23 protein-coding genes are annotated in these 25579 nt (G+C 58.3%); 9 read left to right on the top strand and 14 right to left on the bottom strand.

Features of this window, described 5'->3' with window-relative positions:
- Positions 1–290: 290 nt before the first annotated feature.
- Positions 291–1154 (top strand): alpha/beta hydrolase, encoded by an 864-nt coding sequence (locus RTN40_RS04715; protein WP_312227453.1) that lies wholly within the window; start codon positions 291–293, stop codon positions 1152–1154.
- A 133-nt stretch (positions 1155–1287) separates the two neighbouring features.
- Here the strand turns inward: RTN40_RS04715 and RTN40_RS04710 are convergent, their stop codons facing one another.
- From RTN40_RS04710 to RTN40_RS04690, 5 genes are all read right to left on the bottom strand, one after another.
- Positions 1288–1539 carry a hypothetical protein gene (locus tag RTN40_RS04710; protein WP_312227452.1) on the bottom strand — a complete coding sequence of 84 codons (252 nt, stop codon included), beginning with the start codon at positions 1537–1539 and terminating at the stop codon, positions 1288–1290.
- A gap of 105 nt (positions 1540–1644) precedes the next feature.
- A complete protein-coding gene (gene mmuM, locus RTN40_RS04705; protein ID WP_312227451.1) occupies positions 1645–2601 on the bottom strand; it encodes a homocysteine S-methyltransferase in 957 nt (318 codons plus the stop codon).
- Positions 2588–3988, bottom strand: coding sequence for an S-methylmethionine permease (mmuP, locus tag RTN40_RS04700; RefSeq protein WP_312227450.1), 1401 nt, complete (start codon positions 3986–3988; stop codon positions 2588–2590). The genes mmuM and mmuP overlap by 14 nt, the downstream gene beginning before the upstream one ends.
- A gap of 179 nt (positions 3989–4167) precedes the next feature.
- On the bottom strand, positions 4168–5844 hold the full coding sequence (gene ybaL / locus RTN40_RS04695; RefSeq protein ID WP_312227449.1) for a YbaL family putative K(+) efflux transporter: 1677 nt from the start codon (positions 5842–5844) through the stop codon (positions 4168–4170).
- A 231-nt stretch (positions 5845–6075) separates the two neighbouring features.
- A complete protein-coding gene (locus tag RTN40_RS04690) occupies positions 6076–7290 on the bottom strand; it encodes an MFS transporter (RefSeq protein ID WP_312227448.1) in 1215 nt (404 codons plus the stop codon).
- 176 nt (positions 7291–7466) lie between these two features.
- Here RTN40_RS04690 and ushA point away from each other — a divergent pair, with 176 nt between their 5' ends.
- The gene (gene ushA, locus RTN40_RS04685; RefSeq protein ID WP_312227447.1) at positions 7467–9128 is read left to right on the top strand and encodes a bifunctional UDP-sugar hydrolase/5'-nucleotidase UshA; all 1662 of its coding nucleotides are present in this window, start codon (positions 7467–7469) and stop codon (positions 9126–9128) included.
- A 2-nt stretch (positions 9129–9130) separates the two neighbouring features.
- Here ushA and ybaK read toward each other — a convergent pair whose 3' ends face one another.
- From ybaK to copA, 3 genes are all read right to left on the bottom strand, one after another.
- Positions 9131–9610: a Cys-tRNA(Pro)/Cys-tRNA(Cys) deacylase YbaK gene (gene ybaK, locus RTN40_RS04680; protein WP_312227446.1), complete on the bottom strand. Its 480-nt coding sequence runs from the start codon at positions 9608–9610 to the stop codon at positions 9131–9133.
- 79 nt (positions 9611–9689) lie between these two features.
- The gene (locus RTN40_RS04675) at positions 9690–10499 is read right to left on the bottom strand and encodes a TraB/GumN family protein (protein ID WP_312227445.1); all 810 of its coding nucleotides are present in this window, start codon (positions 10497–10499) and stop codon (positions 9690–9692) included.
- 56 nt (positions 10500–10555) lie between these two features.
- Entirely contained in the window at positions 10556–13057 is a 2502-nt protein-coding gene (gene copA, locus RTN40_RS04670) for a copper-exporting P-type ATPase CopA (RefSeq protein ID WP_312227444.1), read from the bottom strand.
- 98 nt (positions 13058–13155) lie between these two features.
- On the opposite strand from copA, the gene cueR reads away from it, so the two are divergent.
- Entirely contained in the window at positions 13156–13572 is a 417-nt protein-coding gene (gene cueR, locus RTN40_RS04665; RefSeq protein WP_312227443.1) for a Cu(I)-responsive transcriptional regulator, read from the top strand.
- Here the strand turns inward: cueR and RTN40_RS04660 are convergent.
- The 5 genes from RTN40_RS04660 to tesA are packed head-to-tail and all read right to left on the bottom strand — an operon-like array spanning position 13569 to position 17316.
- Entirely contained in the window at positions 13569–14021 is a 453-nt protein-coding gene (locus RTN40_RS04660) for an NfeD family protein (protein ID WP_312227442.1), read from the bottom strand. The two genes, cueR and RTN40_RS04660, sit on opposite strands and share 4 nt — an antisense overlap.
- A complete protein-coding gene (locus tag RTN40_RS04655; RefSeq protein WP_312211269.1) occupies positions 14018–14935 on the bottom strand; it encodes an SPFH domain-containing protein in 918 nt (305 codons plus the stop codon). Before RTN40_RS04655 ends, RTN40_RS04660 begins: the two co-directional genes overlap by 4 nt.
- Positions 14936–14966: 31 nt before the next feature.
- The gene (locus RTN40_RS04650) at positions 14967–15821 is read right to left on the bottom strand and encodes a co-chaperone YbbN (RefSeq protein ID WP_312227441.1); all 855 of its coding nucleotides are present in this window, start codon (positions 15819–15821) and stop codon (positions 14967–14969) included.
- 59 nt (positions 15822–15880) lie between these two features.
- Positions 15881–16651 (bottom strand): SDR family oxidoreductase, encoded by a 771-nt coding sequence (locus RTN40_RS04645; RefSeq protein ID WP_312227440.1) that lies wholly within the window; start codon positions 16649–16651, stop codon positions 15881–15883.
- A 41-nt stretch (positions 16652–16692) separates the two neighbouring features.
- The gene (gene tesA, locus RTN40_RS04640; protein WP_312227640.1) at positions 16693–17316 is read right to left on the bottom strand and encodes a multifunctional acyl-CoA thioesterase I/protease I/lysophospholipase L1; all 624 of its coding nucleotides are present in this window, start codon (positions 17314–17316) and stop codon (positions 16693–16695) included.
- On the opposite strand from tesA, the gene ybbA reads away from it, so the two are divergent.
- From ybbA to RTN40_RS04610, 6 genes are all read left to right on the top strand, one after another.
- The gene (gene ybbA, locus RTN40_RS04635; RefSeq protein WP_312227439.1) at positions 17287–17973 is read left to right on the top strand and encodes a putative ABC transporter ATP-binding protein YbbA; all 687 of its coding nucleotides are present in this window, start codon (positions 17287–17289) and stop codon (positions 17971–17973) included. The genes tesA and ybbA overlap by 30 nt on opposite strands.
- A complete protein-coding gene (gene ybbP, locus RTN40_RS04630) occupies positions 17970–20384 on the top strand; it encodes a putative ABC transporter permease subunit YbbP (RefSeq protein WP_312227438.1) in 2415 nt (804 codons plus the stop codon). Before ybbA ends, ybbP begins: the two co-directional genes overlap by 4 nt.
- Before the next feature lie 181 nt (positions 20385–20565).
- Positions 20566–21708, top strand: coding sequence for an autotransporter domain-containing protein (locus tag RTN40_RS04625; RefSeq protein ID WP_312227437.1), 1143 nt, complete (start codon positions 20566–20568; stop codon positions 21706–21708).
- A gap of 184 nt (positions 21709–21892) precedes the next feature.
- Positions 21893–22714: a MetQ/NlpA family ABC transporter substrate-binding protein gene (locus RTN40_RS04620; RefSeq protein ID WP_312227436.1), complete on the top strand. Its 822-nt coding sequence runs from the start codon at positions 21893–21895 to the stop codon at positions 22712–22714.
- Positions 22707–23723 carry a virulence-associated ABC transporter ATP-binding protein SfbB gene (gene sfbB / locus RTN40_RS04615; RefSeq protein ID WP_312227435.1) on the top strand — a complete coding sequence of 339 codons (1017 nt, stop codon included), beginning with the start codon at positions 22707–22709 and terminating at the stop codon, positions 23721–23723. Before RTN40_RS04620 ends, sfbB begins: the two co-directional genes overlap by 8 nt.
- The gene (locus RTN40_RS04610) at positions 23716–24375 is read left to right on the top strand and encodes a methionine ABC transporter permease (protein WP_312227434.1); all 660 of its coding nucleotides are present in this window, start codon (positions 23716–23718) and stop codon (positions 24373–24375) included. The genes sfbB and RTN40_RS04610 overlap by 8 nt, the downstream gene beginning before the upstream one ends.
- Here RTN40_RS04610 and mnmH read toward each other — a convergent pair whose 3' ends face one another.
- A complete protein-coding gene (mnmH, locus tag RTN40_RS04605; RefSeq protein ID WP_312227433.1) occupies positions 24376–25449 on the bottom strand; it encodes a tRNA 2-selenouridine(34) synthase MnmH in 1074 nt (357 codons plus the stop codon).
- Between the last annotated feature and the right edge of the window lie 130 nt (positions 25450–25579).

Raw genomic sequence — 25579 nt, 5'->3', positions numbered from 1 at the left:
CGAACTATCGCACACCAGCGCTATCGAGCGCGCCGCATTAGGCTAGATGAAAATAGGTGGAAGCTGCTTAATCAGCTTATTGGGATGAGGTGCACCCGCATCGATTCGAGGGCATCAAACCTGCTAGAGGATGTGGTCTGGACGATCACCAGACAACACCATCTTAACACCTTTCCAGGCCCGCAGGGAACTCTTTACATATTGTTTAAAATGTATGCTATCGATGCGAGGCAAAGGCTGAGCTGTCACACCTCCGCTATATTTTTACTAACCAACGGGTGGGGAAACCTATGTTTGAGGGATTTACGCACACAACAATACGCGTGTCAGAGGCAGAGCTTAATGTACGCTATGGCGGAAATGGCCCTCCCGTTTTGCTGCTGCACGGACATCCTCGAACCCATGCAACCTGGTCAAAAGTGGCTCCAGAGCTTGCCAAATCATTTACCGTTGTATGCCCTGATTTGCGTGGTTTTGGCCGCTCATCAAAACCTGCTGACCAACCCGATCATGCTGGCTCTTCTAAAAGAGCGAAGGCAAAAGATTGTGTCGAGTTGATGAGCCAGCTGGGTTTCGAACAGTTTGCGCTTGTTGGTCACGACAGAGGGAGTTACACCGCTTACCGGGCTGCCCTTGATTACCCGGAGCGGATCACCCATCTCGCTGTCCTGGACTGCATCCCCATACTTGAGGCGCTCAATCGATGTAATGAGAAATTTGCCAGACAGTGGTACCACTGGTTCTTCTTTGCTCAACCGGAAAAACCAGAGCAGGCAATTCTGGCTGACCCGGACAAATGGTATGGCGGTCAGCCGGAATCAATGGGAGATGAAGAGTACGTTGAGTTCAGGCGAGCCATACACGATCCGCAAACGGTACATGGGATGATCGAAGACTACCGGGCGGGTTTATCCATAGATAAAGAGCATGAGCTTGAGGATCGTCGGCGCGGGCGGATAATTACATGTCCGACGCTCTGCCTGTGGTCGAAATACGACGATCTGGAAGATCTCTACGGCGACGTAGTCGGTATCTGGAAAAGCTGGGCAAACGATGTCCAGGGCAGAGCAATAGCCAGCGGCCACCATATGGCTGAAGAGGCACCCGAAGAAGTGGCAGCGGAGCTGCGGCGGTTTCTTTTACAAGGCCGTTAGCTGTTGGCCTGCTCCTGGTTTATTAACGCACCGGCATGTCAGATGTATTGTTTGTTGTTCAGAGCGACAGGCATACACGCCTTATACGTCAGCGATGAGCGAGAAGCGGACCTTGCAATGAGTGATTATCTTTTTACTTGATGCCATAATTAGTAGGTAGAGACCTGACGTAATCTGCAACTTCTCCATTGTAAAAAGCCGATATTCTCACAAAGGCATCCGCTATATCCTCTCGGTTAAGTTCATCAAGGGACTGAAGAGTTCCTGCAATACTTTCCTGCATCTCAATGGCTACATCTGGATTAATTAGAGACTCGTCAGTAAATTCGAGTGCGATAGCTATATCAGCTATGACTTTTACTAATTGTATAGATTGTGATGGCATATAAACTTCTTCTTAGTTATTGAGTAACTTCCTACGCATCAGCTTAGCATGAAGTTAGCAACGTCCGCTTCTGGCACAAAGCGGACGTACTGCCGGGGTCATAATTTATCCCGTGAACGCCTCTTGCGCCGGACGCTTTTCACTCAGCGCGGCGATATCCTTTGGCGTAGTCCGGCAGCATCCGCCAATGAGTCTCGCGCCTGCCTCTAACCACTGTGGTAGATAACCTAATAAGGATCCGCATGTATCGCTATGAGCATGCCACTCCTTCGTTGTCGCGTCATAGGTTTCACCGGAGTTAGGGTAGACAACCAGAGGCAGCGCAGTCAGGCTATGCAGATGTTTTAGCGCCGCCGTCGTTTTCTCCAGCGCAATACAGTTAATCCCCAGCGCAGCGATTTGCGGATATTTTGCCAGCGTCTCTACGACCTGGGCGAGAGGAGTACCATCACTTAAATGCTCGTCGTCACGTAAGGTAAATGAGAACCACGCCTGCGCCTGCGGATAATCCAACAGCAGGTCCGCTAATGCTTCTATTTCTGCAAAGGAGGGGAGGGTTTCACAGGCCAGCAAATCTGCCCCGGCATTAAGCAACGCTTCAATCCTCGGACGGTGGAACGCCTGAAACTCTTCGCTGCTGCGCACGTAGTCACCGCGGTACTCAGAACCATCGGCTAAAAATGCGCCGTATGGCCCGACAGAGCCAGCCACAAGCAGCGGACCCGCGCTGGCATTTTCTGCCTGGTAAATTTCACGCGCCTCCTGCGCCAGCGCCACGCTGTGCTCAATGAGTGTCCTTGATTGCGACTCGGTCAGCCCGCGAGCCGCAAAGCCGGCTGGCGTGGCCTGATAACTTGCGGTAATCGCTACTTGTGCGCCCGCGCGGAAGTAGTCCAGATGCACATCCCGGATGAGCTGTGGATTTTCCATTAATACTTTGGCGGACCAGAGATTATCGGCAAGGTTGCATCCGCGCGCTTCCAGCTCGGTGGCCAGGGCACCATCAAGGACAATAAAGGGATGGCTTTCAAGCAGAGCGGTAAGGGGATTAATCTGCGGCATACTCAGCCTCCTTCGATTTTGTTCTGTGAGTAAGAAAATAGGTCGCGTAGCAAAGGGCAACAAAAGGCAGTCCGCAGTAAAGCGCAATGCGCTGATCCGGATCGAATGCAAGGCCAACGCAGGCCAGCAGACAGAGCACGAATCCCAGGACGGGAACCAGCGGGTACCAGGGCGCTCTGTATTTCAAATCGGTCAACGGCTTGCCCAACTGGAGATGACGGCGACGAAAGATAAAGTGTGCCGCGCAGATACTGAGCCATACCGCTACAACGGCGAAACCAGAGATGGCGCTGAGGGCAACGAACACGGTATCAGGCGCGACCACGCTCGATAAAAGCGCCAGCAGGCCGCCAATCATAGAAACAGAGAGAGCGACCAGCGGCACGCCGTTCTTATTGACGCGGGCAAAACAGCTCGGCAGCGTTTTTTCATTGGACAGCGACCACAGCATGCGACCCGACGCATAGAGTCCGGAGTTTGCCGCTGAGAGAATGGCGGTAAGAATGACGAAGTTAAAAATATCCGCCGCATAGGGAATGCCTATTTTCTCAAAGACCAGCACAAACGGGCTTTTCTCAACCCCCGCCACCTGCATTGGAATAAGCGCTGCCAGGACAAAGACGGTGCCGATAAAGAATATAATCAGCCGGGCGATGGTGGTACGGATCGCGACCGGGATAGCGTGGTGCGGATTTTCCGTTTCGCCTGCCGCAATACCGATAAGCTCCGTGCCGGAAAAGGCAAAGTTAACTGCTACCATCGTCATCAAAATGGGCAAGCCGCCGTGTGGGAACCAGCCCTCGCTGGTCAGATTGGATAGCCCCGGCGCAGGTGAACCATCCTTCATCGCGATAAACCCGAAAATTGCCCCGCAGCCCAGGATGATGAACACGATAATGGTCGCGACTTTAACCAGTGAGAACCAAAATTCACCTTCGGCAAAAAAGCGCGTTGAAATCGCATTTAGGGAAAAAATCACCACACAAAAGAGGGCGCTCCATATCCAGACGGGAATATGCGGGAACCAGTACTGCATACAGAACCCGGCGGCGGTAAAACTGGACCCCAGCGCCACTGTCCAGGTGAGCCAGTATAGCCATGCCACGGTATATCCCGTTGCCGGGCCAAGATAGCGTGCCGCATAAACATGAAAAGCACCGGTGACCGGCATCGCTACGGAAAGCTCGCCAAGGCACTGCATCACCAGCCAGACGACCAGCGCCCCAATCAGATAAGCCAGCAGCGTTCCCGCTGCGCCTGTCGTAGAGATGATGTATCCGGTATTAAAAAATAACCCTGTGCCAATAACGCCGCCCAATGAAAGCATAATCAAATGGCGGGTTTTCATCGTGCGCTTAAGCTGCCCATTCTCTTGCTGCGTGTGCATGTTACCTTCTAAACGTATAGATGTCTAAATGTCTACATAGGGTGTCTTTATAACGTGATTGTTAACAAAATGCCAGCAGCAGGATAGATGCGCTTACGTAAGCAGAGAGAGATAGTGATGGGAAAAAGCACACCTGTAAGGAAATACCCCGGCAGGAGAGGATCTGCCGGGGCGAATGTTTATCCTGTAACTGCCTCTTCAACGGGGCGCTTCTCTATCAGCGTCAGCATGGTGTTGGCGATCTCCCGCTCGCCCATAACTACCTGATTCGCGCCGCGTTCGGTGATGTAATCCACTTCATCGTCATAGTGCGCCCGGGCAATAATCTCAATATTCGGGCACTTCTGGCGGGCGGTAGCGACCACTTCACCGGCCTCGTAGCCGTTAGGGATGGTCAGCAGCAGCCAGCGGGCGCAGTCAAGGTGCGCCAGATTCATAATCTCTTCGTTGGCAGCGTTGCCCAGTACCGCGCGGATCCCGCGCTCGCGCAGCTCGTCTACTCGGGTACGCGAAGTTTCGATCACCACCAGCGGAATGCCCTGGGCCATCAGCTTTTCACCCAGCAGGCTGCCTACGCGGCCAAAGCCCACCAGCAGGGCATGGTTGCAGATATCCACCGGGATCTGCTTCTCATCTTCGGTTGCCTCTTCCAGCGTCTGCTCCTCGAGGGTTTCGGTCTTGTCGAGGTACTTCTCCAGCAGGGCAAAGAGGATCGGGTTAAGCATAATCGACAGGATCGCCCCCGCCAGGACCAGGTTCTGCCCGGTCTGCGGCAGCAGATCCAGCGCCATGCCGAGGCCAGCCAGGATAAAGGCGAACTCACCAATCTGCGCCAGGCTAGCGGCGATGGTTAACGCAGTGCGCGGCGAGTGGCCGAACATGCGTACCAGGAAGAAGGCGGCAATGGATTTACCGAAGATAATGATCGCCAGCGTACCGGCCACCGCCAGCGGCTCATCGAGCAAAATTTTCGGATCGAACAGCATCCCGACGGAGACAAAGAAAAGGACCGCAAAGGCGTCGCGCAGGGGCAGGGTGTCGTGCGCGGCACGGTGGCTTAATTCGGATTCATTCAACACCATACCGGCAAAGAACGCGCCGAGGGCAAAGGAGACGTCGAACAGCTCGACTGCGCCGAAGGCGATGCCCAGCGCCAGGGCCAGTACCGAGAGGGTAAACAGCTCCCGTGAACCGGTGGCCGCGCTGCGAGCCATGATCCAGGGGACGAGACGGCGGCCCACCAGCATCATGATAGCGATAAAGGCTACCACCTTGCCGATAGTAATCCCCATATCCACCGACAGCGTCGCCAGCCCAACGTTACCTTTTTCGATCATGCCGGCGACAGCAGGCAACAGGACCAGCGTTAACACCATCACCAGATCTTCTACAATCAGCCAGCCGATGGCGATCTGCCCGCGCTGGCTGTCGATAAGCTGTCGCTCCTCAAGGGCGCGCAGCAGCACCACGGTACTGGCGGTAGAGAGACAAAGCCCAAAGACGATACCGGTCATGAGTGACCAGTCCATTACGGCGGAGAGCGCCATACCCAGCAGCGTCGCCACAGCTATCTGTGCGATCGCGCCGGGAATGGCGATGGACTTTACCGCCATCAAATCCTTCAGAGAAAAGTGGAGGCCCACACCAAACATCAGCAGGATCACCCCCAGCTCAGCCAGCTCGGGGGCCAGCTTGGTATCGGCTACGAAGCCGGGTGTAAAAGGACCGGAGAGCACGCCCGCTAACAGGTAACCCACCAGCGGAGAGATGCGCAGCTTGTTGGCAATCATGCCGAGGATAAAGGCGAGCACAAGGCCGCCAACAATGGTGGTGATAAGCGGTGTGGCGTGATGCATTCCGTCTCCTTTCGCAGTAGTGGATCCATTTCTGGCTAAAAAACCAGAAGCCCGAGTTACAGTCTATGACAATTTTAATGATTATGTTGATGAATAATTGTTGAATATTGAAGAAAAGCACGCTCTGGAACAAAAAAAGCGGTTGAGGGGGGATTAGCGCAGGGAATGTCTTATAAGTGCTATGGCATGGGCAACGTCGGCGGACAAAGTTTGCCTTTGTCCGCCCTGGAATCAGGCTTTATGGCGATTATCGGGCAGGAATATGGTTAACATCCCTAAAAGCGGCAGAAAAGCACAGATTTTATAGACTACGAATATATTAGTATGGTCGGCAACCAGCCCCAGCAAGGCTGCGCCAAGCCCGCCCATTCCAAAGGCGAAGCCAAAAAATAGCCCGGAAACCATGCCGATACGTCCCGGCAGCAGCTCCTGGGCATAGACCAGAATGGCAGAAAAGGCCGACGCAAGAATAAAGCCAATGATCGCCGTTAAAATCCCGGTCCAGTAGAGGGTTGCGTAGGGTAAAACCAGCGTAAAGGGGGCAACGCCGAGGATAGAGCCCCAAATAACATATTTACGGCCAATCTTATCCCCAACAGGGCCGCCAATTACGGTGCCCGCTGCAACGGCCAAGAGAAACGCAAACAGATGAAACTGGGCGTTTTGCACCGATAAGTGGAATTTTTCCATCAAATAAAAGGTGTAATAGCTGCTGATGCTCGCCATATAGAAGTATTTCGAGAAAATGAGCATCAGCAGGATGCTCACCGCCAGGATCACTTTATTACGCGGCAGCGGACTGCGCTCAATAACGGCTTTTTGCCCCTTATTCACCCGATGCTGGGCGGCATACCAGCGGCTGACCTGCGCCAGCACGACGATAGCCAGCAGGGCGGCCAGCACAAACCAGCCCACATTACCCTTGCCGTAGGGGGCGATAATCAGTGCCGCCAGCAGCGGCCCGAGAGAGCTACCAAAGTTGCCCCCCACCTGGAATATAGACTGCGCCAGACCGTGGCGACCGCCAGAGGCCATACGCGCCACGCGAGAGGACTCGGGATGGAACACGGAGGAGCCGGTTCCCACCAGCGCCGCCGCCAGCAGCACCATGCCGAAGCTGCCCGCCAGCGTTAACAGCACCAGCCCGCAGAGGGTAAAGCACATGCCGATAGGCAGCGACCACGGCATCGGGTGTTTATCCGTGTAGTAGCCCACCACCGGCTGCAGCAGAGAGGAGGCGAGCTGGAAGGTGAGGGTGATCATACCGATCTGCACAAAGCTCAGCGAGAAGTCAGCCTGCAGCAGCGGGTAGAGGGCAAGGATCAGCGACTGCAGCATATCGTTAAGCAGATGCGAGAGGCTGATTGCCCCCAAAATACCGAACGCAGTACGCGGCGGCGATGCGGCAGCGCCGGAAAGCGCGCCGGTGGATTGATTTATTGCCATAAAATGTCACTTCTTGTCTTTTATTGGAGTGCAGGAGTTGTGAAAGCGTCCTGATTATTAGCGGCCTAAGATACGCGTCCCGACTCTTTGAGGGAAGTCGCAGACATAAAATCCTATTTGTTTATTCTCTGTCCCCGCGCTACTTTTGCGTGTGTTATGTCATCAGGGAGAGAGAAATGAATATGTTAAAGCAGGGCGTTGCGCTGGCGCTTCTCGCCGCGTGGGGACTGACTAGTCTGCCTGCCCGAGCCTGGGAACAGGATAAAACTTATAAAATAACCATCCTGCATACTAACGATCATCACGGCCACTTCTGGCGCAGCGACGACCGTGAATATGGTCTGGCGGCGCAGAAAACGCTGGCGGACAGCGTCCGCAAAGAGGTAGCTGCCGAAGGGGGCAGCGTGCTGGTGCTCTCCGGCGGCGATATTAATACCGGCGTGCCGGAGTCCGATCTGCTGGATGCCGAGCCGGACTTCCGCGGTATGAACCTTATCGGCTACGACGCGATGGCGGTCGGCAACCATGAGTTTGATAACCCCATGGAGGTGCTGCGCCAGCAGGAGAAGTGGGCTAAATTTCCCTTCCTGTCGGCCAATATTTATCAGAAGAGCACCGGCGAGCGCCTCTTTAAGCCCTGGGCTATCTTCAAGCGCCAGGATCTAAAAATCGGCGTTATTGGCCTGACCACCGACGACACTGCCAAAATAGGCAATCCGGAATTTTTCACCGACATTGAGTTCCGCAAGCCCGCCGACGAGGCGAAGCTGGTCATTCAGGAGCTAAATGGTCTGGATGAGAAAGAGCGGCCGGACATCCTGATCGCCACCACTCATATGGGGCACTACGACAACGGCGAGCACGGATCCAACGCGCCGGGGGACGTCGAGATGGCACGCAGCCTGCCAGCGGGTTCGCTGGCGATGATTGTCGGCGGCCACTCCCAGAACCCAGTGTGTATGGCTGCGGAGAATAAAAAGCAGGTGGACTATGTCCCGGGCACGCCCTGCGCACCGGACCGGCAGAACGGTATCTGGATCGTTCAGGCTCACGAGTGGGGCAAATACGTTGGCCGCGCCGACTTTGAGTTCCGCAACGGTGAGATGAAGCTGGTGCACTATCAGCTGATCCCCATCAACCTGAAGAAAAAGATCGTCTACGACAACGGCGAGAGCGAGCGCGTGCTCTATGCGCCGGAGATCCCCGAAAATGCCCAGATGCTCTCTCTGCTGACGCCGTTCCAGAATAAGGGCAAGGCCCAGCTGGCGGTGAAGATTGGCTCGGTCAATGAGCCTCTTGAGGGCGATCGCAGCAAGGTGCGCTTTGTGCAGACCAATCTTGGACATCTGATCCTCGCCGCCCAGATGGCGCGCACCGGAGCCGACTTTGCAGTAATGAGCGGAGGCGGGATCCGCGACAGCATCGCCGCAGGGGATATCACCTACAAAGACGTGCTGAAGGTGCAGCCGTTCGGCAACATCGTGGTCTATGCCGACATGACCGGGAAAGAGGTGGTGGACTACCTCACCGCCGTGGCGCAGATGAAGCCGAACTCCGGGGCCTATCCGCAGTTCAGCCACGTCAGCTTTACCATGGCAAACGGTAAGCTTAACGATCTGAAGATCAACGGCGAACCGGTGGATCTCACTAAAACCTACCGTATGGCGACGCTCAGCTTTAACGCCACCGGTGGCGACGGCTACCCGCGTCTTGACGATAAGCCCGGCTACGTTAACACCGGCTTTATTGATGCCGAGGTGCTGAAGCAGTATATCCAGCAAAATTCACCGCTGGATGCAGCAACGCTTGAGCCGCAGGGTGAGGTGAACTGGCAGTAGCGTTAATCCCGGCGGGCGATATCGGCGAATTTTGCGTCCAGCATCTTCGCCAGGTCGCCTGCCGCCAGCTCAATATCCAGCCCGCGTTTGCCGCCGGAGATATAGATCGTGGCGAACGCCTGAGCAGGAGCGTCAATAAGCGTCGGCAGGCGCTTTTTTTGCCCCAGCGGGCTGATACCGCCCACCAGATAGCCGGTGGTGCGCTGGGCAATAGCGGGATCGGCCATATCAACCTTCTTCGCCCCCAGCGCCTTCGCGACCTTTTTCAGATCCAGCTGGCCTGCCACCGGTGTCACCGCAACCGCCAGCTGCTTCATATCGCCGTTTACCGCCACCAGCAGCGTTTTATAAACCTGGTCAGCGTTCAGGCCCAGCTTACGCACCACCTCGTCGCCAAAGTTAGTTTCATTGGGATCGTGATCGTAGCTATGCAGCTGAAAAGGGATCTTATTCTTTTCGAGTAACTTTACGGCGGGGGTCATAAAAATCCTTCTTACCACGGATGAGCGAGCTATCAGCATACGCCTGACGGCGCTCGCAAAAATAGTACCATCTTGCCGTTTAGGCGCTAATTTTCTGCCGCAGCAGAGTCGGTAAATTTCCTTCGCCGTAAAGATGCAGCGCGCCTGCTGCCACCACATAGTGGCCCGGCGGCAGCGCCAGCAGCCGCTTGCACCAGGCCTGGTTGCGCTGGTGCATCAGCACATCGTAAAGCGGCTGGCTAAAGGTCGAGGGCAGGGACTGCGACGCCTCGGCAGGCGGGCTATTGAGCCACCAGCTAAGCATCACCTGCAACAGCCGGGCGTTAGTGTGCCAGTGGGTCAGAGTATCCAGCAGTAGCGCTTTACCATCCTCCGGCAGCTGGCAGAGCAGGTTAACCTGATCCGCCGTCCCCTCCAGCTCAATCACCCGCAGCCGCCTGTCGTGAGCGGCCTGGAGCATCTGGTAGTCGATACCGTAGTCGGGGCGCAGGCCTAAGCGCTGGGCCTGGGTGGCCTGCAAGACTAGCGCGATCTTCCAGGCTGGCTGCTGGTCAAAGCTCTCCAGCGGCAGCGACAGCTCGTTCAGCACTCGGGAGAGATCGGCAAGCTGGGCGGGATCCAGCCGCTCGGCCAGCGGCGGGCGTGGGGGAAGTTCAGAAAAAGGCGAGCCGCTCACGGAGACGTCAGCTTCAACGATCAGAGCATCGGCCTGCTTAAGCTTGCGCAGCAGCCCCTCCGGCAGGGGAGACATATCGCGGGTGCCCATGTGAATACTGCCGACAAGGTGCAGGTAGCGCCCGCCTGGCAGGGTGATGTCCAGCGCGGGCCAGGAGTAAGTGCGGCTATACAGCGCGCCCAACAGCATTTTTAAACGGCTAAACAGGCCCATAGGCTCTCCCGGCTGAAAAGTTCATGCTAGCGCGAGCCGGGAGAAGGTGCAAATAGCTACTCTTTAGGGGTAAAGCGCAGCAGACGGTTGGCGTTGCTCACGACCGTAATGGAGGAGAGCGCCATTGCTGCACCCGCTACCACCGGATTAAGCAGCGTTCCGGTCAACGGCCACAGGATCCCAGCGGCAATCGGGATGCCCAGCGAGTTATAGATAAATGCTCCCACCAGGTTCTGCTTCATATTGCGCAGCGTGGCGCGAGAGATGGCCAGCGCATCGGCAACGCCCATCAGGCTGTGGCGCATCAGGGTGATGGCGGCGGTCTCAATCGCCACGTCGCTGCCGCCGCCCATGGCGATACCCACCTCGGCTTGGGCCAGCGCCGGAGCATCATTGATACCGTCCCCGACCATGGCCACCTGGCGACCCTGGCGTTGCAGATCCTGAATCGCGGCGGCTTTGCCATCCGGCAGTACGCCGGCAATCACCTCATCGATCCCGGCCTCTTTGGCGATAGCATTGGCGGTAACGGTATTGTCACCGGTCAGCATCACCAGCCGGTAGCCAGCTTGATGCAGGCGCTGTAGCGCCGCCACGCTATCTTCACGCAGCGGATCGCGAATAGCAATCAACGCTGCTGCCTTACCGTCTACTGCCAGCAGTACCGGCGTTGCGCCCGTGGCCGCCTGGGTGGCGATGTCGCTCTCCAGCGTGGCAGTATCAATTCCCTGTTCATTCAACAATGCCTGGTTGCCCAGCAACAGGCGTCGACCTTCGCTCTCACCGCTCAGGCCTAGCCCACGCAGGGTACGAAAGTTAATTACCTCTGCCAACGGTTCTGTTCCAGCCTTATCGATAATCGCCCGAGCCAGCGGATGGCTGGAACCCTGCTCCAGCCCGGCGGCCAGACGCAGCGCCTGCTGGCTGGTGAGATCGCCATAGGTCAGCACAGTAGTTACCTGCGGGCGACCCTCGGTAAGGGTGCCGGTCTTATCAAACACCAGCGTGTCGAGCTGGCTGGCGCGCTGGAGTGCATCGGCATCGCGTACCAGCACGCCAAACTCGGCGGCGCGGCCGACGCCAGAAATAATCGACATCGGCGTCGCCAGGCCGAGGGCACAAGGGCAGGCGATAATCAGCACCGTGGTGGCGATCACCAGGGTATAGACAATCTGCGGCGCGGGGCCAAAGACGTACCAGATCGCACCGCTAATCAGCGCGATGGCGACCACCACCGGCACGAAAACCGCGGAGATCCTGTCCGCCAGCTGACCGATCTCTGGCTTGCTGCTCTGGGCCTGACGCACCAGACGCACGATCCGCGAAAGAGTAGTGTGGCTGCCGGTGCGGCTGGCGCGGAACAGTACGCTACCGTCGGAGACAACCGTCCCCGCATGTATCGTGTCGTCACGCTGCTTCTGCTGCGGGACAGGTTCGCCGGTCAGCATCGCCTCATCAAGCCAGGCTTCGCCTTGAGTAATTTCCCCGTCCACCGGAACGCGATCGCCGGTTGTCAGGCGCAGCGTCATGCCCGGATGAACTTCGGCAAGGGGAACGGTCTCTTCCCCGGTATCAGTCACCACCCTGGCGGTGGGCGGCGTCAGATCGAGCAGGCGCTCCAGCGCTTTCGATGAACGTTGGCGGGCGCGAGCCTCCAGCATGTGGCCGAGGTTGATCAGGCCGATAATCATTGCGCTGGCTTCATAGTAAAGGTGGCGAGCCTCCATCGGGAACCACGCTGGCCAGAGGTTGACGCCCATCGAGTAAAGCCATGCGGCTCCAGTACCCAGCGCCACCAGGGTGTCCATGGTCGCGGTGCGGTTGAGCAGGCTCTTCCACGCGCTGCGGTAGAAGTGGCCCCCGGCGAAGATCATCACGCCAAGGGTAACCAGGCCAATGATCAACCAGAGGCTGCGGTTGGCATCGGTGACCATCATGTTGTCACCCATCATGCCCCAGACCATCACCGGGATGCCCACCAGCAGAGCAACAATCGCCTGCCAGCGGAAGCGTTTCATGGTGGCAACGGCGGTCTCCTGCTGACGTTCGCGGCGGGTGGCGTCATCGTCAATCGCCTCCGCGCCGTAGCCCGCGTTCTCTACCGCGCTCACTAATTCAGCGGCGGAGGCGCTGCCCATCACCAGCGCAGAGCGCTCCGCCAGATTGACCCGTGCCTGGGTTACGCCGGGTACCGCCTGCAAGGCTTTCTGCACTCGGGTAACGCAGCTGGCGCAGCTCATGCCACTCAACAACAGCTGCTGGCTGTCGTCGGTATCATCCGCTGCCGGAAGCTCTGGTTCGGCCGCTGTCAGTGCTTCCGACGGAGATGATGACTCTGCCAGCGGATCAGCCTTTGGGTGGCTAAGCGTCGCCCCGTATCCAGCCTGTTTAACGGTATCGATCAGTGCATCCGCACCGGCGCTGCCGGTGACTTCCGCCCGGTCGATAGTGACGTCGGCGCGCTCCACGTCGGGGCGCTGTTCAAGGCTCTCTTTCACCCGTTTGACGCAGTGGCCGCAGGAGAGACCCTCCAGCGCCAGTTCAATTGTTTGGGACATCATCATACTCCTGTGCATTTAGGATTGACTGAGCCGCTGTTTTGGCTAACTGTGAATAAGCTTAAACCTTCCATTAAGGGGAAGGTCAAGGGGGAACCATGAATATTAGCGACGTAGCAAAAAAGACAGGCCTAACCAGCAAGGCGATCCGCTTCTATGAGGAGAAGGGGCTGGTGACGCCGCCGCTGCGCAGCGAGAACGGCTATCGCAGCTACACGCAGCAGCATCTGGATGAGCTAACCCTGCTGCGCCAGGCGCGGCAGGTGGGCTTCAATCTGGAGGAGTGCGGCGAGCTGGTCACCCTGTTTAACGATCCGGCCCGGCACAGCGCCGACGTGAAGGCGTACACCCTGCAAAAGGTGGCGGAGATCGAGCGGCATATTGGGGAACTACAGGCGATGCGCGATCAGCTGTTGGCTCTGGCGAACGCCTGTCCGGGCGACGACGGTGCCGACTGCCCGATTATTGATAACCTCTCTGGCTGTTGCCACCGTCATTCGGCTAAAGAGAGCTAGCGCGCTTTAATGCGTAGGGTAATACCCTCAACCGCCACCACTTCCACCGGCGTACCGGCGGGCAGATCGTCATCGGCGCTCACCGGCCATGTGCTGTCACCCACGCGCATATGGCCGCGGCCATTGACGAGAGGGGTGTCGAGGGTAAAGTGCTTGCCCACAAGCTGCATGCCGCGCTGGTTAAGCGCCGCGTCGGCAGGCTTCTGCTCGCGCACGCGGCGGGCCAGCCAGCGCCACCACAGCCACGCCGCCAGCAGGGTGAGCAGGGCAAAAAGCGCCCCCTGCCACTCCCAGCCGAACGGCAGCAGCCAGACCAGCAGGCCCGTCACCACCGCCGCTACGCCGCTCCACAGCAGGTAGCCGTTGCCGCCCAGCATCTCGGCTGCCAGCAGCAGGCCGCCAAGGCTGAGCCAGAAGAGGTGCGGGTGCTGGAGTAGGGAGTCGATCATAAGCCTTTCCGTTCGCTGGCGCTCTCTTTCACCAGCTCGGCGATGCCGGCGATAGAGCCCATCAGGCTGCTAGCCTCCAGCGGCATCAGCACCACTTTGCTGTTGGTTGACGAGCCAATGTGCTGTAGCGCCTCGGTGTATTTCTGCGCCACAAAGTAGTTCACCGCCTGAATATCCCCGGCAGCAATCGCCTCGGAGACCATCTGGGTAGCGCGGGCCTCCGCCTCCGCCGAGCGTTCACGGGCTTCCGCCTGCAAAAACGCTGACTGTCGCTCGCCCTCGGCCTTGAGGATCTTCGACTGCTTCTCCCCCTCAGCTTTGACGATCTGCGCCTGACGGATCCCTTCCGCTTCCAGAATGTAGGCGCGCTTGGTTCGCTCAGCCTTCATCTGGGCGTTCATAGAGGAGATAAGCTCGGCGGGCGGACGCACGTCGCGGATCTCAATGCGCGTCACCTTAATGCCCCAGGGATTGGTCGCCTCATCAACAATGTGCAGCAGGCGGGTATTGATGTTATCGCGCTGGGAGAGCATCTCATCCAGCTCCATCGAACCCAGCACGGTACGGATGTTGGTCATCGTCAGGTTAATGATCGCCAACTCAAGGTTGCTCACCTCGTAGGCCGCCTTCGGGGCATCAATCACCTGAATAAAGCAGACCGCATCGATGGTGACGTTGGCGTTATCTTTAGAGATCACCTCCTGAGAGGGGATATCCAATACCTGCTCCATCATGTTGATTTTGCGGCCAATACGGTCCATAAACGGCACGACCAGGCTCAGGCCTGGCTGTAACGATTTGGTGTAACGCCCGAAGCGCTCGACGGTCCACTGGTAGCCCTGCGGCACAATCTTCACGCCCGCACCGACAATCACCAGTGCAACGAAGATCAGTACCGGGATGACGATTAGCATTGTACACCCTCCCTGCCGCGATAGCGGTTAATCAATAAAGCAGTGAATAGAGCTTACGGCGATAGGACGAAGCCAGCGCGTCGCCGGTTCCCAGTGCGGCGAGGATCTCCTGCAGCATTTTACGCGCTTCACCGTTTGCGGCAGTGAGATCCTTGCGTAGGTGGCTAAACAGTAGCTCCAGCGCCTCTTCGTTGCGCCCAACCTGATGCAGCTGCAACGCCAGCTGCGTTGCCAGCTCGGCGTTATCCGGCGACTGCTCAACCTGCTGCTGCAGAAGCTGGATTTCCGGGGTGTCGGCAGCTTTTTTCAGCAGCTCGATCTGCGCCACCAGGCCCTGGTAGCGCGTATCCTGATCCTGCAGCGGAATGGTTTTCAGCACCGCTTCGGCTTCATCGGCGCGGTTGAGAACGATCAGCGTTTCGGCCAGCAGCAGACCAAACTCGCCGTTCTGGTTTGAGAGCTGCCAGGCCTCTTTCGCCAGCGGCAGCGCCTCGGCATATTTGCCTTCCTGAGCCAGGGCCATCGCCTGCTGGGCTTTCAGCTCCTCTTCGCGAGGCAGCACTTTTTCCAGCAGGGCGCGGATCGCCTCTTCCGGCTGCGGCCCCTGGAAACCATCCACCGGCTGGCCGTTCTGGAACAGATAGACGGTAGGGATTGCCCGCAGGCCAAACTGCGATGCCACCATCTGCTCGGCGTCGCAGTCCACCTTCGCCAGAATAAACTGCCCGCTATACTGCGCGGCCAGCGACTCCAGCACCGGGGTCAGCTGCTGGCAGTGCTGGCTGCGTTCGGACCAGAAGTAGAAGAGTACCGGCGTGGCGACCGACTGCTCCAGCGTCTGTTGGAGGTTCGCTTCGGTAATAGTGACAATATTCTGTACGGACATAGCTAATTCTCTGTTTTCACGTTTATCTTTACATGGGGTTGAGAGGCGTGGCCTTCAACTCACCCGCGCAAAATTTTATCCATCGCCCGTCCCGGCAGCAGGCGCTTCAGCCAGCAGACGGCGTGGGTGACCAGCGTCACCGGATAGCGCAGCTTTGGACGCTTGCTCTCAAAAGCATGGCGCACTTTTGCCACCACCGCCTCCGGGCCAAGGGTAAACCGTGCGGCAATGCCAGGATTTTCCACCGGGTTATCCTGCTGGGTCTGGTTAACGTTTTTGGTAAAGCGCGTACGGATAGGGCCTGGCTCGATCAGGCTCACCTGAATGCCGCTGTGGCGCAGCTCCATGCGCAGGGCGTCAGACCATGCTTCAAGAGCATATTTACTCGCCGCGTAGGCCCCGCGTCCCGCCGTGGAGATCAGCCCCATTACCGAGGAGGTCATCACGATACGCCCCTCGCCGTGGGGAAGCATTGCCGGTAGCAGGCGCATGGTCAGTTGATGCGCGCCAAAGAAGTTGGCAGAAAACTGCTGCTCCATCTGCTCGCGGCTAATGGTGGCCAGCGGGCCGTAGACGCCGTAGCCCGCGTTGTTGAAGATGCCGTAGAGGCGATTGCCGGTGCGCGCGATAATCTCATCGGCGGCGCGATCGACGCTCTCCGGGGAGTCGAGATCCAGCAGAATGCCGGTAAAGCCCATCCCGTTCATGCGTGAGACGTCATCAGGCTTACGGCAGGCGGCGAGGATATGAAAACCCTGGCGCTTTAGCTCTACCGCCGCTTCCAGACCGATTCCGCTGGAACATCCTGTTATTAAAACCGATTTTTGCATAACTTTACCCGTAGGCGTCCCCGATTATTTATGAGTCATGGTTAACTATCATGGTTAACTAAGGGTGCAAGGCGCGTGGCCATCCAGTCGGCGATAAACGGCTGGGCATCCAGATTGGGGTGAATGCCATCCTCCTGCATCCATTGCGGCTTGAGGTAGACCTCCTCCATAAAAAAGGGGAGCAGCGGCACGTTAAACTCTTTCGCCAATGCGGGGTAGATGGCGCTGAAGGTCTCCGTATAGCGACGGCCATAGTTGGCCGGCAGGCGGATCTGCATCAACAGCGGCTGCGCGTTTGCATCCTTAATGGTCTGTAAAATTTTACGCAGGGTCTGCTCCGTCTGCTGTGGCGCGAAGCCGCGCAGGCCATCATTGCCCCCCAGCTCTACCAGCACCCAGCGCGGCTGATGCTGCTTCAGCAGCGCGGGCAGGCGAGAAAGCCCCTGCTGTGAGGTATCGCCGCTTATACTGGCATTAACCACCGGCGGCGTCTGCTGCCATTTATTATTCAGCAGCGCAGGCCAGGCCGAGCTGGCCGCCATGCGGTACCCGGCGCTCAGGCTGTCACCGAGAACCAACAGCGTGTCAGCGGCTGCGGCACGGAAGGTAAACAGAAGCATAAACAGGAAGGGCAAATGCCAGCGGAAAACATTGTTGAAGTTCATCATCTTAAGAAGTCCGTCGGTCAGGGGGAACATGAGCTTTCCATCCTCACCGGAGTTGAGCTGGTTGTCAAACCGGCGCAGACGATTGCCCTGATCGGTGAGTCGGGTTCCGGCAAGTCAACCCTGCTGGCGATCCTTGCCGGGCTTGACGACGGTAGTAGCGGCGAGGTTAACCTGCTGGGCCAGCCTCTGCATACCATGGATGAGGAGGCGCGGGCGGCGCTGCGGGCGCAAAACGTCGGCTTTGTTTTCCAGTCCTTTATGCTGATCCCCACCCTCAACGCGCTGGAGAACGTCGAGCTGCCGGCGCTGCTGCGCGGTGAAAATGGCCGCCAGAGCCGGGAGAACGCCAAAGCGCTGCTGACCGATCTCGGCCTTGGCAAGCGGCTGGATCATCTTCCCGCCCAGCTCTCAGGCGGCGAGCAGCAACGGGTGGCGCTGGCCCGCGCCTTCAATGGTCGTCCTGGCGTGCTCTTTGCCGATGAGCCGACCGGCAACCTCGACAGGCAGACCGGAGATAAAATCGCCGACCTGCTCTTCTCCATGAACCAGCAGTATGGCACCACGCTGATTCTGGTCACGCACGATCCGCAGCTGGCGGCCCGCTGCGATCGTCGCCTGCGGCTGGTCAACGGCGAACTGCGGGAGGAAGCATGATTGCCCGCTGGTTCTGGCGCGAATGGCGTTCGCCGTCGCTGCTGATCGTCTGGCTGGCCCTCAGCCTGGCCGTGGCCTGCGTGCTGGCGCTGGGCAACATCAGCGATCGCATGGAGAAGGGACTCAGCCAGCAGAGCCGCGACTTTATGGCGGGCGACCGGGCGCTGCGCAGCTCCCGCGAGATCCCCCCGGCGTGGCTGGAGGAGGCGCGTAAAAGAGGACTGAAGGTAGGCGAGCAGCTCACCTTCTCCACCATGACCTTTGCCGGGGATACACCGCAGCTGGCTAACGTCAAGGCCGTGGACGCTGTCTATCCCATGTATGGCGAGCTGCAAACCAATCCACCGGGCCTTAAGCCGCAGGCGGGGACGGTGCTGCTTGCCCCGCGCCTGATGGCGCTGCTGGAGCTGAAACCTGGCGACTATATCGACGTCGGTGACGCCCGGCTGCGCATTGCCGGGGAGGTGGTGCAGGAGCCGGACGCCGGATTTAACCCCTTCCAGATGGCTCCGCGCCTGATGATGAACATTGCCGACGTAGAGGCGACCGACGCGGTACAGCCCGGCAGCCGGATTATGTGGCGCATTAAGTTCGGCGGCACGCCGCAGCAGCTCGAAGAGTATGAGAAGTGGCTCCTGCCGCAGCTTAAGCCGGAGCAGCGCTGGTATGGCCTCGAGCAGGACGAAGGGGCGCTGGGCAAATCCCTTGAGCGCTCCCAGCAGTTCTTGCTGCTGTCGGCCCTGCTGACCCTGCTGCTGGCGATCGCCGCCGTAGCGGTGGCGATGAACCACTACTGCCGCAGCCGCTACGATCTGGTCGCCATTCTGAAAACGCTGGGGGCAGGGCGCGCCCAGCTGCAAAAGCTGATTGTCGGCCAGTGGCTGCTGGTGCTGGCCCTCGCCACCGTCACCGGGGGCGCTATCGGCCTGCTGTTTGAGCAGGTGCTGATGATCCTGCTCAAGCCGGTGCTGCCCGCTGCGCTGCCACCTGCCAGCCTCTGGCCGTGGCTGTGGGCCACCGGGGCGATGCTGGTGATCTCCCTGCTGGTGGGGCTGCGGCCGTATCGTCTGCTGCTGGCGACCGCGCCGATCCGCGTCCTGCGCCGCGATGCGGTGGCGAACGTCTGGCCGCTTAAGCTCTACCTGCCGATTGTCGCCGCCGTTGCGGTGGCGCTGCTGGCCTGGCTGATGGGCGGCAGCATGCTGCTGTGGGCGGTGTTGGCGGGTGCGGTGGTGCTGGCGCTGCTCTGCGGGCTGCTCGGCTGGATGCTGCTCAACGTCCTTAAGCGGCTGACCCTGAAGTCGCTGGCGATGCGGCTGGCGGTAAATCGGTTGCTGCGCCAGCCCTGGTCAACCCTGAGCCAGCTCTCGGCGTTCTCTCTGTCGTTCATGCTGCTGGCGATGCTGCTGGTGCTGCGCGGCGATCTGCTCGATCGCTGGCAGCAGCAGCTTCCGCCAGAAAGTCCTAACTACTTCCTGATCAACATTGCCCCCGAGCAGGTGACGCCGCTGAAGACGTTTCTTGCCGAGCACCAGATCGTTCCTGAATCGTTCTATCCCATCGTGCGGGCGCGCCTGACGCAGATCAACGGCCAGACTACCGAAGGGAATAGAGACGAAGCGTTGAACCGGGAGCTGAACCTCACCTGGCAAGCGAACCAACCGGATCACAACCCGCTCACCGCGGGCAGCTGGCCACCAAAGGCGGGGGAAGTCTCCATGGAGGAGGGGCTGGCGGAGCGGCTCAATATTCGCCTGGGGGACAGCGTGACCTTTATGGGGGATACCCAGGACTTCACCGCCAAAGTGACCAGCCTGCGTAAGGTGGACTGGGAGAGCCTGCGGCCAAACTTCTTCTTTATCTTCCCGACCGGAGCGCTGGATAACCAGCCTCAAAGCTGGCTGACCAGCTTCCGCTGGGAGAATGGCAACGGCATGCTGACCCAGCTTAACCGGGAGTTTCCAACCGTCAGCCTGCTGGATATCGGGGCGATCCTCAAGCAGGTCGGCCAGGTATTAGGGCAGGTGAGCCGGGCGCTGGAGGTGATGGTGGTGCTGGTCACCCTCTGTGGCATCCTGCTGCTGCTGGCTCAGGTGCAGGTCGGCATGCGCCAGCGTCATCAGGAGCTGGTGGTCTACCGCACGCTGGGAGCCGGCAAGCGCCTGCTGCGCACGACGTTGTGGTGTGAGTTCGCGCTGCTGGGCTTTGTCGCCGGGCTGGTAGCGGCCATCGGCGCAGAGACGGCGCTGGCGGTGCTCCAGACCCGGGTGTTTGATTTTCCGTGGCAGCCTGACTGGCGGCTGTGGATCATCCTACCGCTCTGCGGGGCGCTGCTGCTCTCCATCTGCGGCGGCTGGCTGGGTACCCGGTTACTGAAGGGCAAAGCGCTGTTCCGCCAGTTCGCAGGTTAATCTCACCTCTCATGCGCGCCGGGGATTGTCCCGGTGCGCAACTTTTCCCCTCGATGATTATTCAGCAAGTCCATGCTTTAGCAGCACAAAATAGTAAAAAAGTGCCACCACGGCCATATTAATAAAAGATATTATTTGCGCGCTAAATAGTTAGCTGTCTATTCATCAAGGAAATGGCTCCATGGCAATAAAAATAACAGCGCTGGCGATGACGATCGGCGCAGCAGTGGCAGTGACATCTTTTACTACTCACGCGGAAATTACGCTCTTAAAGCAGGATCCGGCCGCAGGCGATGCACTAAGCCGCCTCAACTTTGCAGTCGGCGGCAGTATTCGTCCGCAGTTCAACAATATGACCGGCGATGGTGATAAAGGCTCATACAAACGCAACGGTTTTGACGGCGGCACGCGTTTCCGTTTCGCGGCCGATTACTACCTGTTTGATGACATCAACTGGACCAACTACTATGAAGTTGGCGTCAATATTCCGGCAGTTTTTGACTGGGATAATCACTACGCCAAAGGCGCGAATGACACCAGCCGCCGAATGCTCTATACCGGCTTCAAAAGTAAAACCTGGGGCGTGCTGACCTTTGGCCAGCAAAACAGCGTCTACTACGACGTGATCGGGGCCAAAACCGATATCTGGGATTACGATATGATCGGCCAGGCACCGGGCAACGGTATTAACGGCGATTACGACGGCTCCTACCGTTCACGCAAAATGCTGAAGTATAAGAAGACCGTCGGGGATGCTGATATCTATGCCTCTTACCTGTTTAACGACAACTATAACCCGATGAACGGCCTGCGCTATGAGCGTACCGGCGGCGGCTCGCTGGGACTCGACTACCGTCTGACCTCCGATCTCACCTGGGGCACGGCGTGGAACTACACCCGGGCGAAAATCTACAACCCGCACAGTAACGACAGCAAAACCTGGGATCAAAACATTCTCGGTACGGCGCTAAGCTGGTCTCCAGACCAGTGGACAATCTCCGTCGGTGGCGGCTGGTATCAGAACTTTATGACCACTAAAAAGGTCTCCATCGACCACTACTTCGCCGGCGATGCGTGGGGGATTGAGTACTATGCGGGCTATAAAATTCCGGTAGGTCAGTACGCACTTAAATCCGTGCAGCCCTACGTAATGGGCGATCGTATTGAGTATCTGAACGGCCGCAGCTACCAGCGCACCGACAATGGAGTTGGGGTGACCTTCCAGCTCGATTATGGTTTCCGCGTTGATTATGAGCATGTCTTCACGTCCAGCACGGATAATCTGGGCGATATGAATCTGGTGCGTCTGCGCTACGATTTCTAATCCGACCGATCCCCGGCAGCGCATCCGTCTGCCGGGGCATCACTATCTATATGAAATATTTTCAATTACCGCCGCGTCGGGTTTATGCCATCTTAACGCTCTGCGTTATGCATAAATTGTCAAAAAAGCGCGCCGCTTAGTCCTGCGCGTCATACAGCAAACACAATACACTTTGGGAGAATCTATGGGACGTCGTCTCAGCTTTCGTGCCAGCGTTGCTGCACTACTTCTGGCCTGTGGCCTGCCGTTTGCCCACGCCAGCGATCCGCAAACCATTACCTTCGGCGTTGCGCCGGGTCCCTACGGCGATATGGTAAAGCAGGCTATTGCGCCTTCGCTGAAAGAGAAGGGCTATAAAGTGGTGGTGCGTGAGTTTAGCGACTACGTGCAGCCGAACATGGCGCTCTCTAACGGCAGCATCGACGCCAACCTGTTTCAGCACTCGCTCTACTTAGAGAAGTTCGCTGCTGATAAGGGGCTGAAGCTTACTAAGCTTATCGTCGTCCCGACGGCGGGCATGGGTCTCTACTCCCACAAAGTTACCAGCGTCGATCAGCTGAAGAAGGGCGATATCGTCACCCTGTCCAACGATCCCACTAACCTGGCGCGCGGCCTGCGTTTTCTCCAGGCCATGCAGCTGATCACCATCAAAGAGAATATCGATCCGACCAAAGCCTCCGAGCGCGATATCGCCACCAACCCGAAAGGACTGGTGTTTAAACCGCTGGAAGCGGCGCAGCTACCGCGTACGCTGGATAGCGCCAGCGCCGCGCTGGTAAACGGCAACTTTGCCATTGCCGCTGGCCTCAAGCTCTCCTCCGCGCTTAAGCAGGAGCAGCTGGATGAGAACCTGAAAAACGTCATCGCGGTGCGCACTGAAGATGCCGATAAGCCCTTCGCCAAAGACATTGTGGCTGCGGTGCAGTCTCCGGCCTACCGGGCGGTGATTGACGATCCGCAGAACATCTTCAACGCGTTCCAGAAACCAGAGTGGATGCATGATTGAGATAACTAACGTCTGCGTAGATTTTCCCGCAGGCAAGGGACCCACGACACGGGCGGTGGACGATGTCAGCCTGCATATTACGGCAGGGGAGATTTTTGGCATCGTTGGCACCAGTGGCGCGGGGAAAAGTACCCTGCTGCGCACCCTCAACGCCCTCCAGCGCCCGAGCGAGGGTGAGGTGAAGATCAACGGCGTGGCGATCTCCGCGCTGGAAGGGGTCACCCTGCGCAAAGCACGTCAGCGCATCGGCATGATCTTCCAGCACTTTAACCTGATGCACACCCGTACCGTGGCGCAGAACGTCGCCTTTAGCCTGAAGGCTGCGGGCTGGGCCAGCAACGAAATCGCGCCCCGGGTTAAAGAGATCCTTGAGCTGGTTGGTCTTACGGACAAAGCAGGCCGTTTCCCTGCACAGCTGAGCGGCGGGCAGAAGCAGCGGGTGGGGATCGCCCGTGCGATTGCTAACCATCCTGACGTGCTGCTCTGCGACGAGCCGACCTCGGCGCTGGATCTGGAGACCTCCGCAACGATCCTTGCCCTATTGAAAGAGATCAATGCTCGGCTGGGGATCACCATCGTGCTGATCACCCATGAGATGAACGTGATCAAGTCGATCTGCGATCGGGTGGCGGTGATGTCCGCAGGCAAGGTCGTTGAACTGGGCGAGGTGTTTGATATCTTTGCCCACCCGCAGCACCCGTTTACCCAGCAGCTGGTCTCGCATACCCTGAACCTGACCCTGCCGGAGCGGCTCCAGCAGGATCTGCCGGGGCGGCTGGTGAAGATCCTGTTTATCGGCGATTCAGCCGAGCAGCCGGTGCTCTCTGAGGTCGCGGTGATGTTTGGCGTGGCGGTCAATATTCTGCACGGCAAAATTGAGTATCTCGGCGAGCGAGCGCTAGGGATCCTGGTGGTGCGCTTAACCGCCGCCGATAATCCGGCAGCGGTCGAGGCCGCCGTCGATCACATCCGTCAGCGTACAGCCCAGGTGGAGGTGCTTCGTGGATGATTTACTGGCCGATCTGAGCCTGGCCTTTGGCGAAACCTTCCAGATGCTGAGCATCTCTACGGTGCTGGCTATCGTTGGCGGCCTGCCGCTCGGCTTTCTAATCTTCGTTACCGATCGGCATCTCTTCTGGCAGAACCGCGCGGTGTATCTCATCAGTTCCGTGCTGGTAAATATTATCCGCTCGGTCCCCTTTGTGATCCTGCTGGTGCTGCTTCTGCCGCTGACGCAGTTCCTGCTCGGCAACACTATCGGGCCAATCGCCGCCTCGGTACCGCTCTCGGTTGCCGCTATCGCCTTCTATGCCCGGCTGGTGGACAGCGCCCTACGCGAGGTAGATAAGGGGATCATCGAGGCCGCCGAAGCCTTTGGTGCCAGCCCGCTGCGTATCATCTGCACCGTGCTGCTGCCGGAAGCCAGCGCGGGCCTGCTACGCGGTCTGACCATCACCCTCGTGAGCCTGATCGGTTATTCAGCGATGGCGGGGATTGTCGGCGGCGGCGGGGTAGGGGATCTGGCGATCCGCTACGGTTACTACCGCTATGAGACGCAGGTGATGGTCGTCACCGTGGTGGCGCTGATTATTCTGGTGCAGGTGGTACAGATGCTGGGGGACTGGCTGGCGAAGCGCGCCGACAAGCGCGATCGCCGCTAACTAACCGTTTAGCAACCAGCCGTTGACCTCCTGCCATGAGCCGCGAAAGACAATCTTCGCGGCTCTCTTTTTCAACTGGTAGTGGTACATCGGATCGTAATACTCCTTCAGTAACGGCACCAGCCAGGCATCATGACCGCGGGTATCGCCGCGCTGCTGTTGGATCGCCAGGGCAGTATCCAGGTGTGCGCTGAGTTCGGCAAAACGCTGCAATCCCAGACGGCGACGAATGGCGAACAGCCCACGATGCAGGTATTCAGCATATGTCTGCCAGCCCGCTTCCTCGCCATGTGCAGCGGTAAAATCGCGCTGCATACGCACAAAGTAGTCGTGGTGCAGACGCGTCACGCGCAGATCGAACGGATCGTCCACCACCGCGATAGGCGACTGTGCCATGCGAGAGTACAGACACCCCGGCAGATGGTTGCCGCCAATCGTCCGCCCTTCATCTTCCAGCACCAGGCGCGCCGCGTCGTGTTTAAGCAGTTTTACCGCCAGCGCATTTTCAAAGCTCGCCTGCGAAAGCTGTGCCTTTAGCGTGCGGCCAAATGACGATCCGCGATGGTGAGCCAGGCCTTCCAGATCGATACCGTCAGGATGCTGGCGAACCAGATCGGTTTTACCGCTGCCGGTGCAGCCGCCAACCAGGATCAGAGGGCGCTGGACGCGCTGCTCCGTCGCGATGGTTGCTGCCTGGCGCAGCGCCTTATAGCCGCCGGGAATTAACGGATAATCAATACCCGTTTCGCGTAGCCACTGCTGCGTGATATGGGAACGCTGACCGCCACGAGCGCAGCATAGATAGCCGTTGGGATGACGCAGGCAGGCATTGCGCCATGATTGAATGCGCTGCTCGCGCGTGACGCCAGACACCAGCTGGTGTCCGAGCTTTAACGCGGCCTCAGGGCCATGGCGTTTATAACAGGTGCCGACCGCCGCGCGCTCTTCGTTGTTCATCAACGGGAGGTTGAGCGCCGATGGCATTGCGCCCTGGGCAAATTCAACCGGGGCGCGCACGTCCAGCAGGGGGGTATCAGCGGTGAGGATCGCACAATAATCCATGTCTTCGTTCATGAGACATCCTTCTGTACATCAAAGGGCGACGTTGTACGTCAGAGCGCACTATTTTACGCGCTCATTTGTGCGATGGGGGCAAAAAAATGATACGAAGGGCTGTGCTGTAAACCGGGTAGCGCTGACGCTT

The sequence above is a fragment of the Pseudescherichia sp. genome, from assembly GCF_031987975.1.
Classification (GTDB): Bacteria; Pseudomonadota; Gammaproteobacteria; order Enterobacterales; family Enterobacteriaceae; genus Pseudescherichia.
The sequence above is the reverse complement of the archived record's forward strand: the minus strand, read 5'-3'. Positions and strand labels throughout refer to the sequence as shown.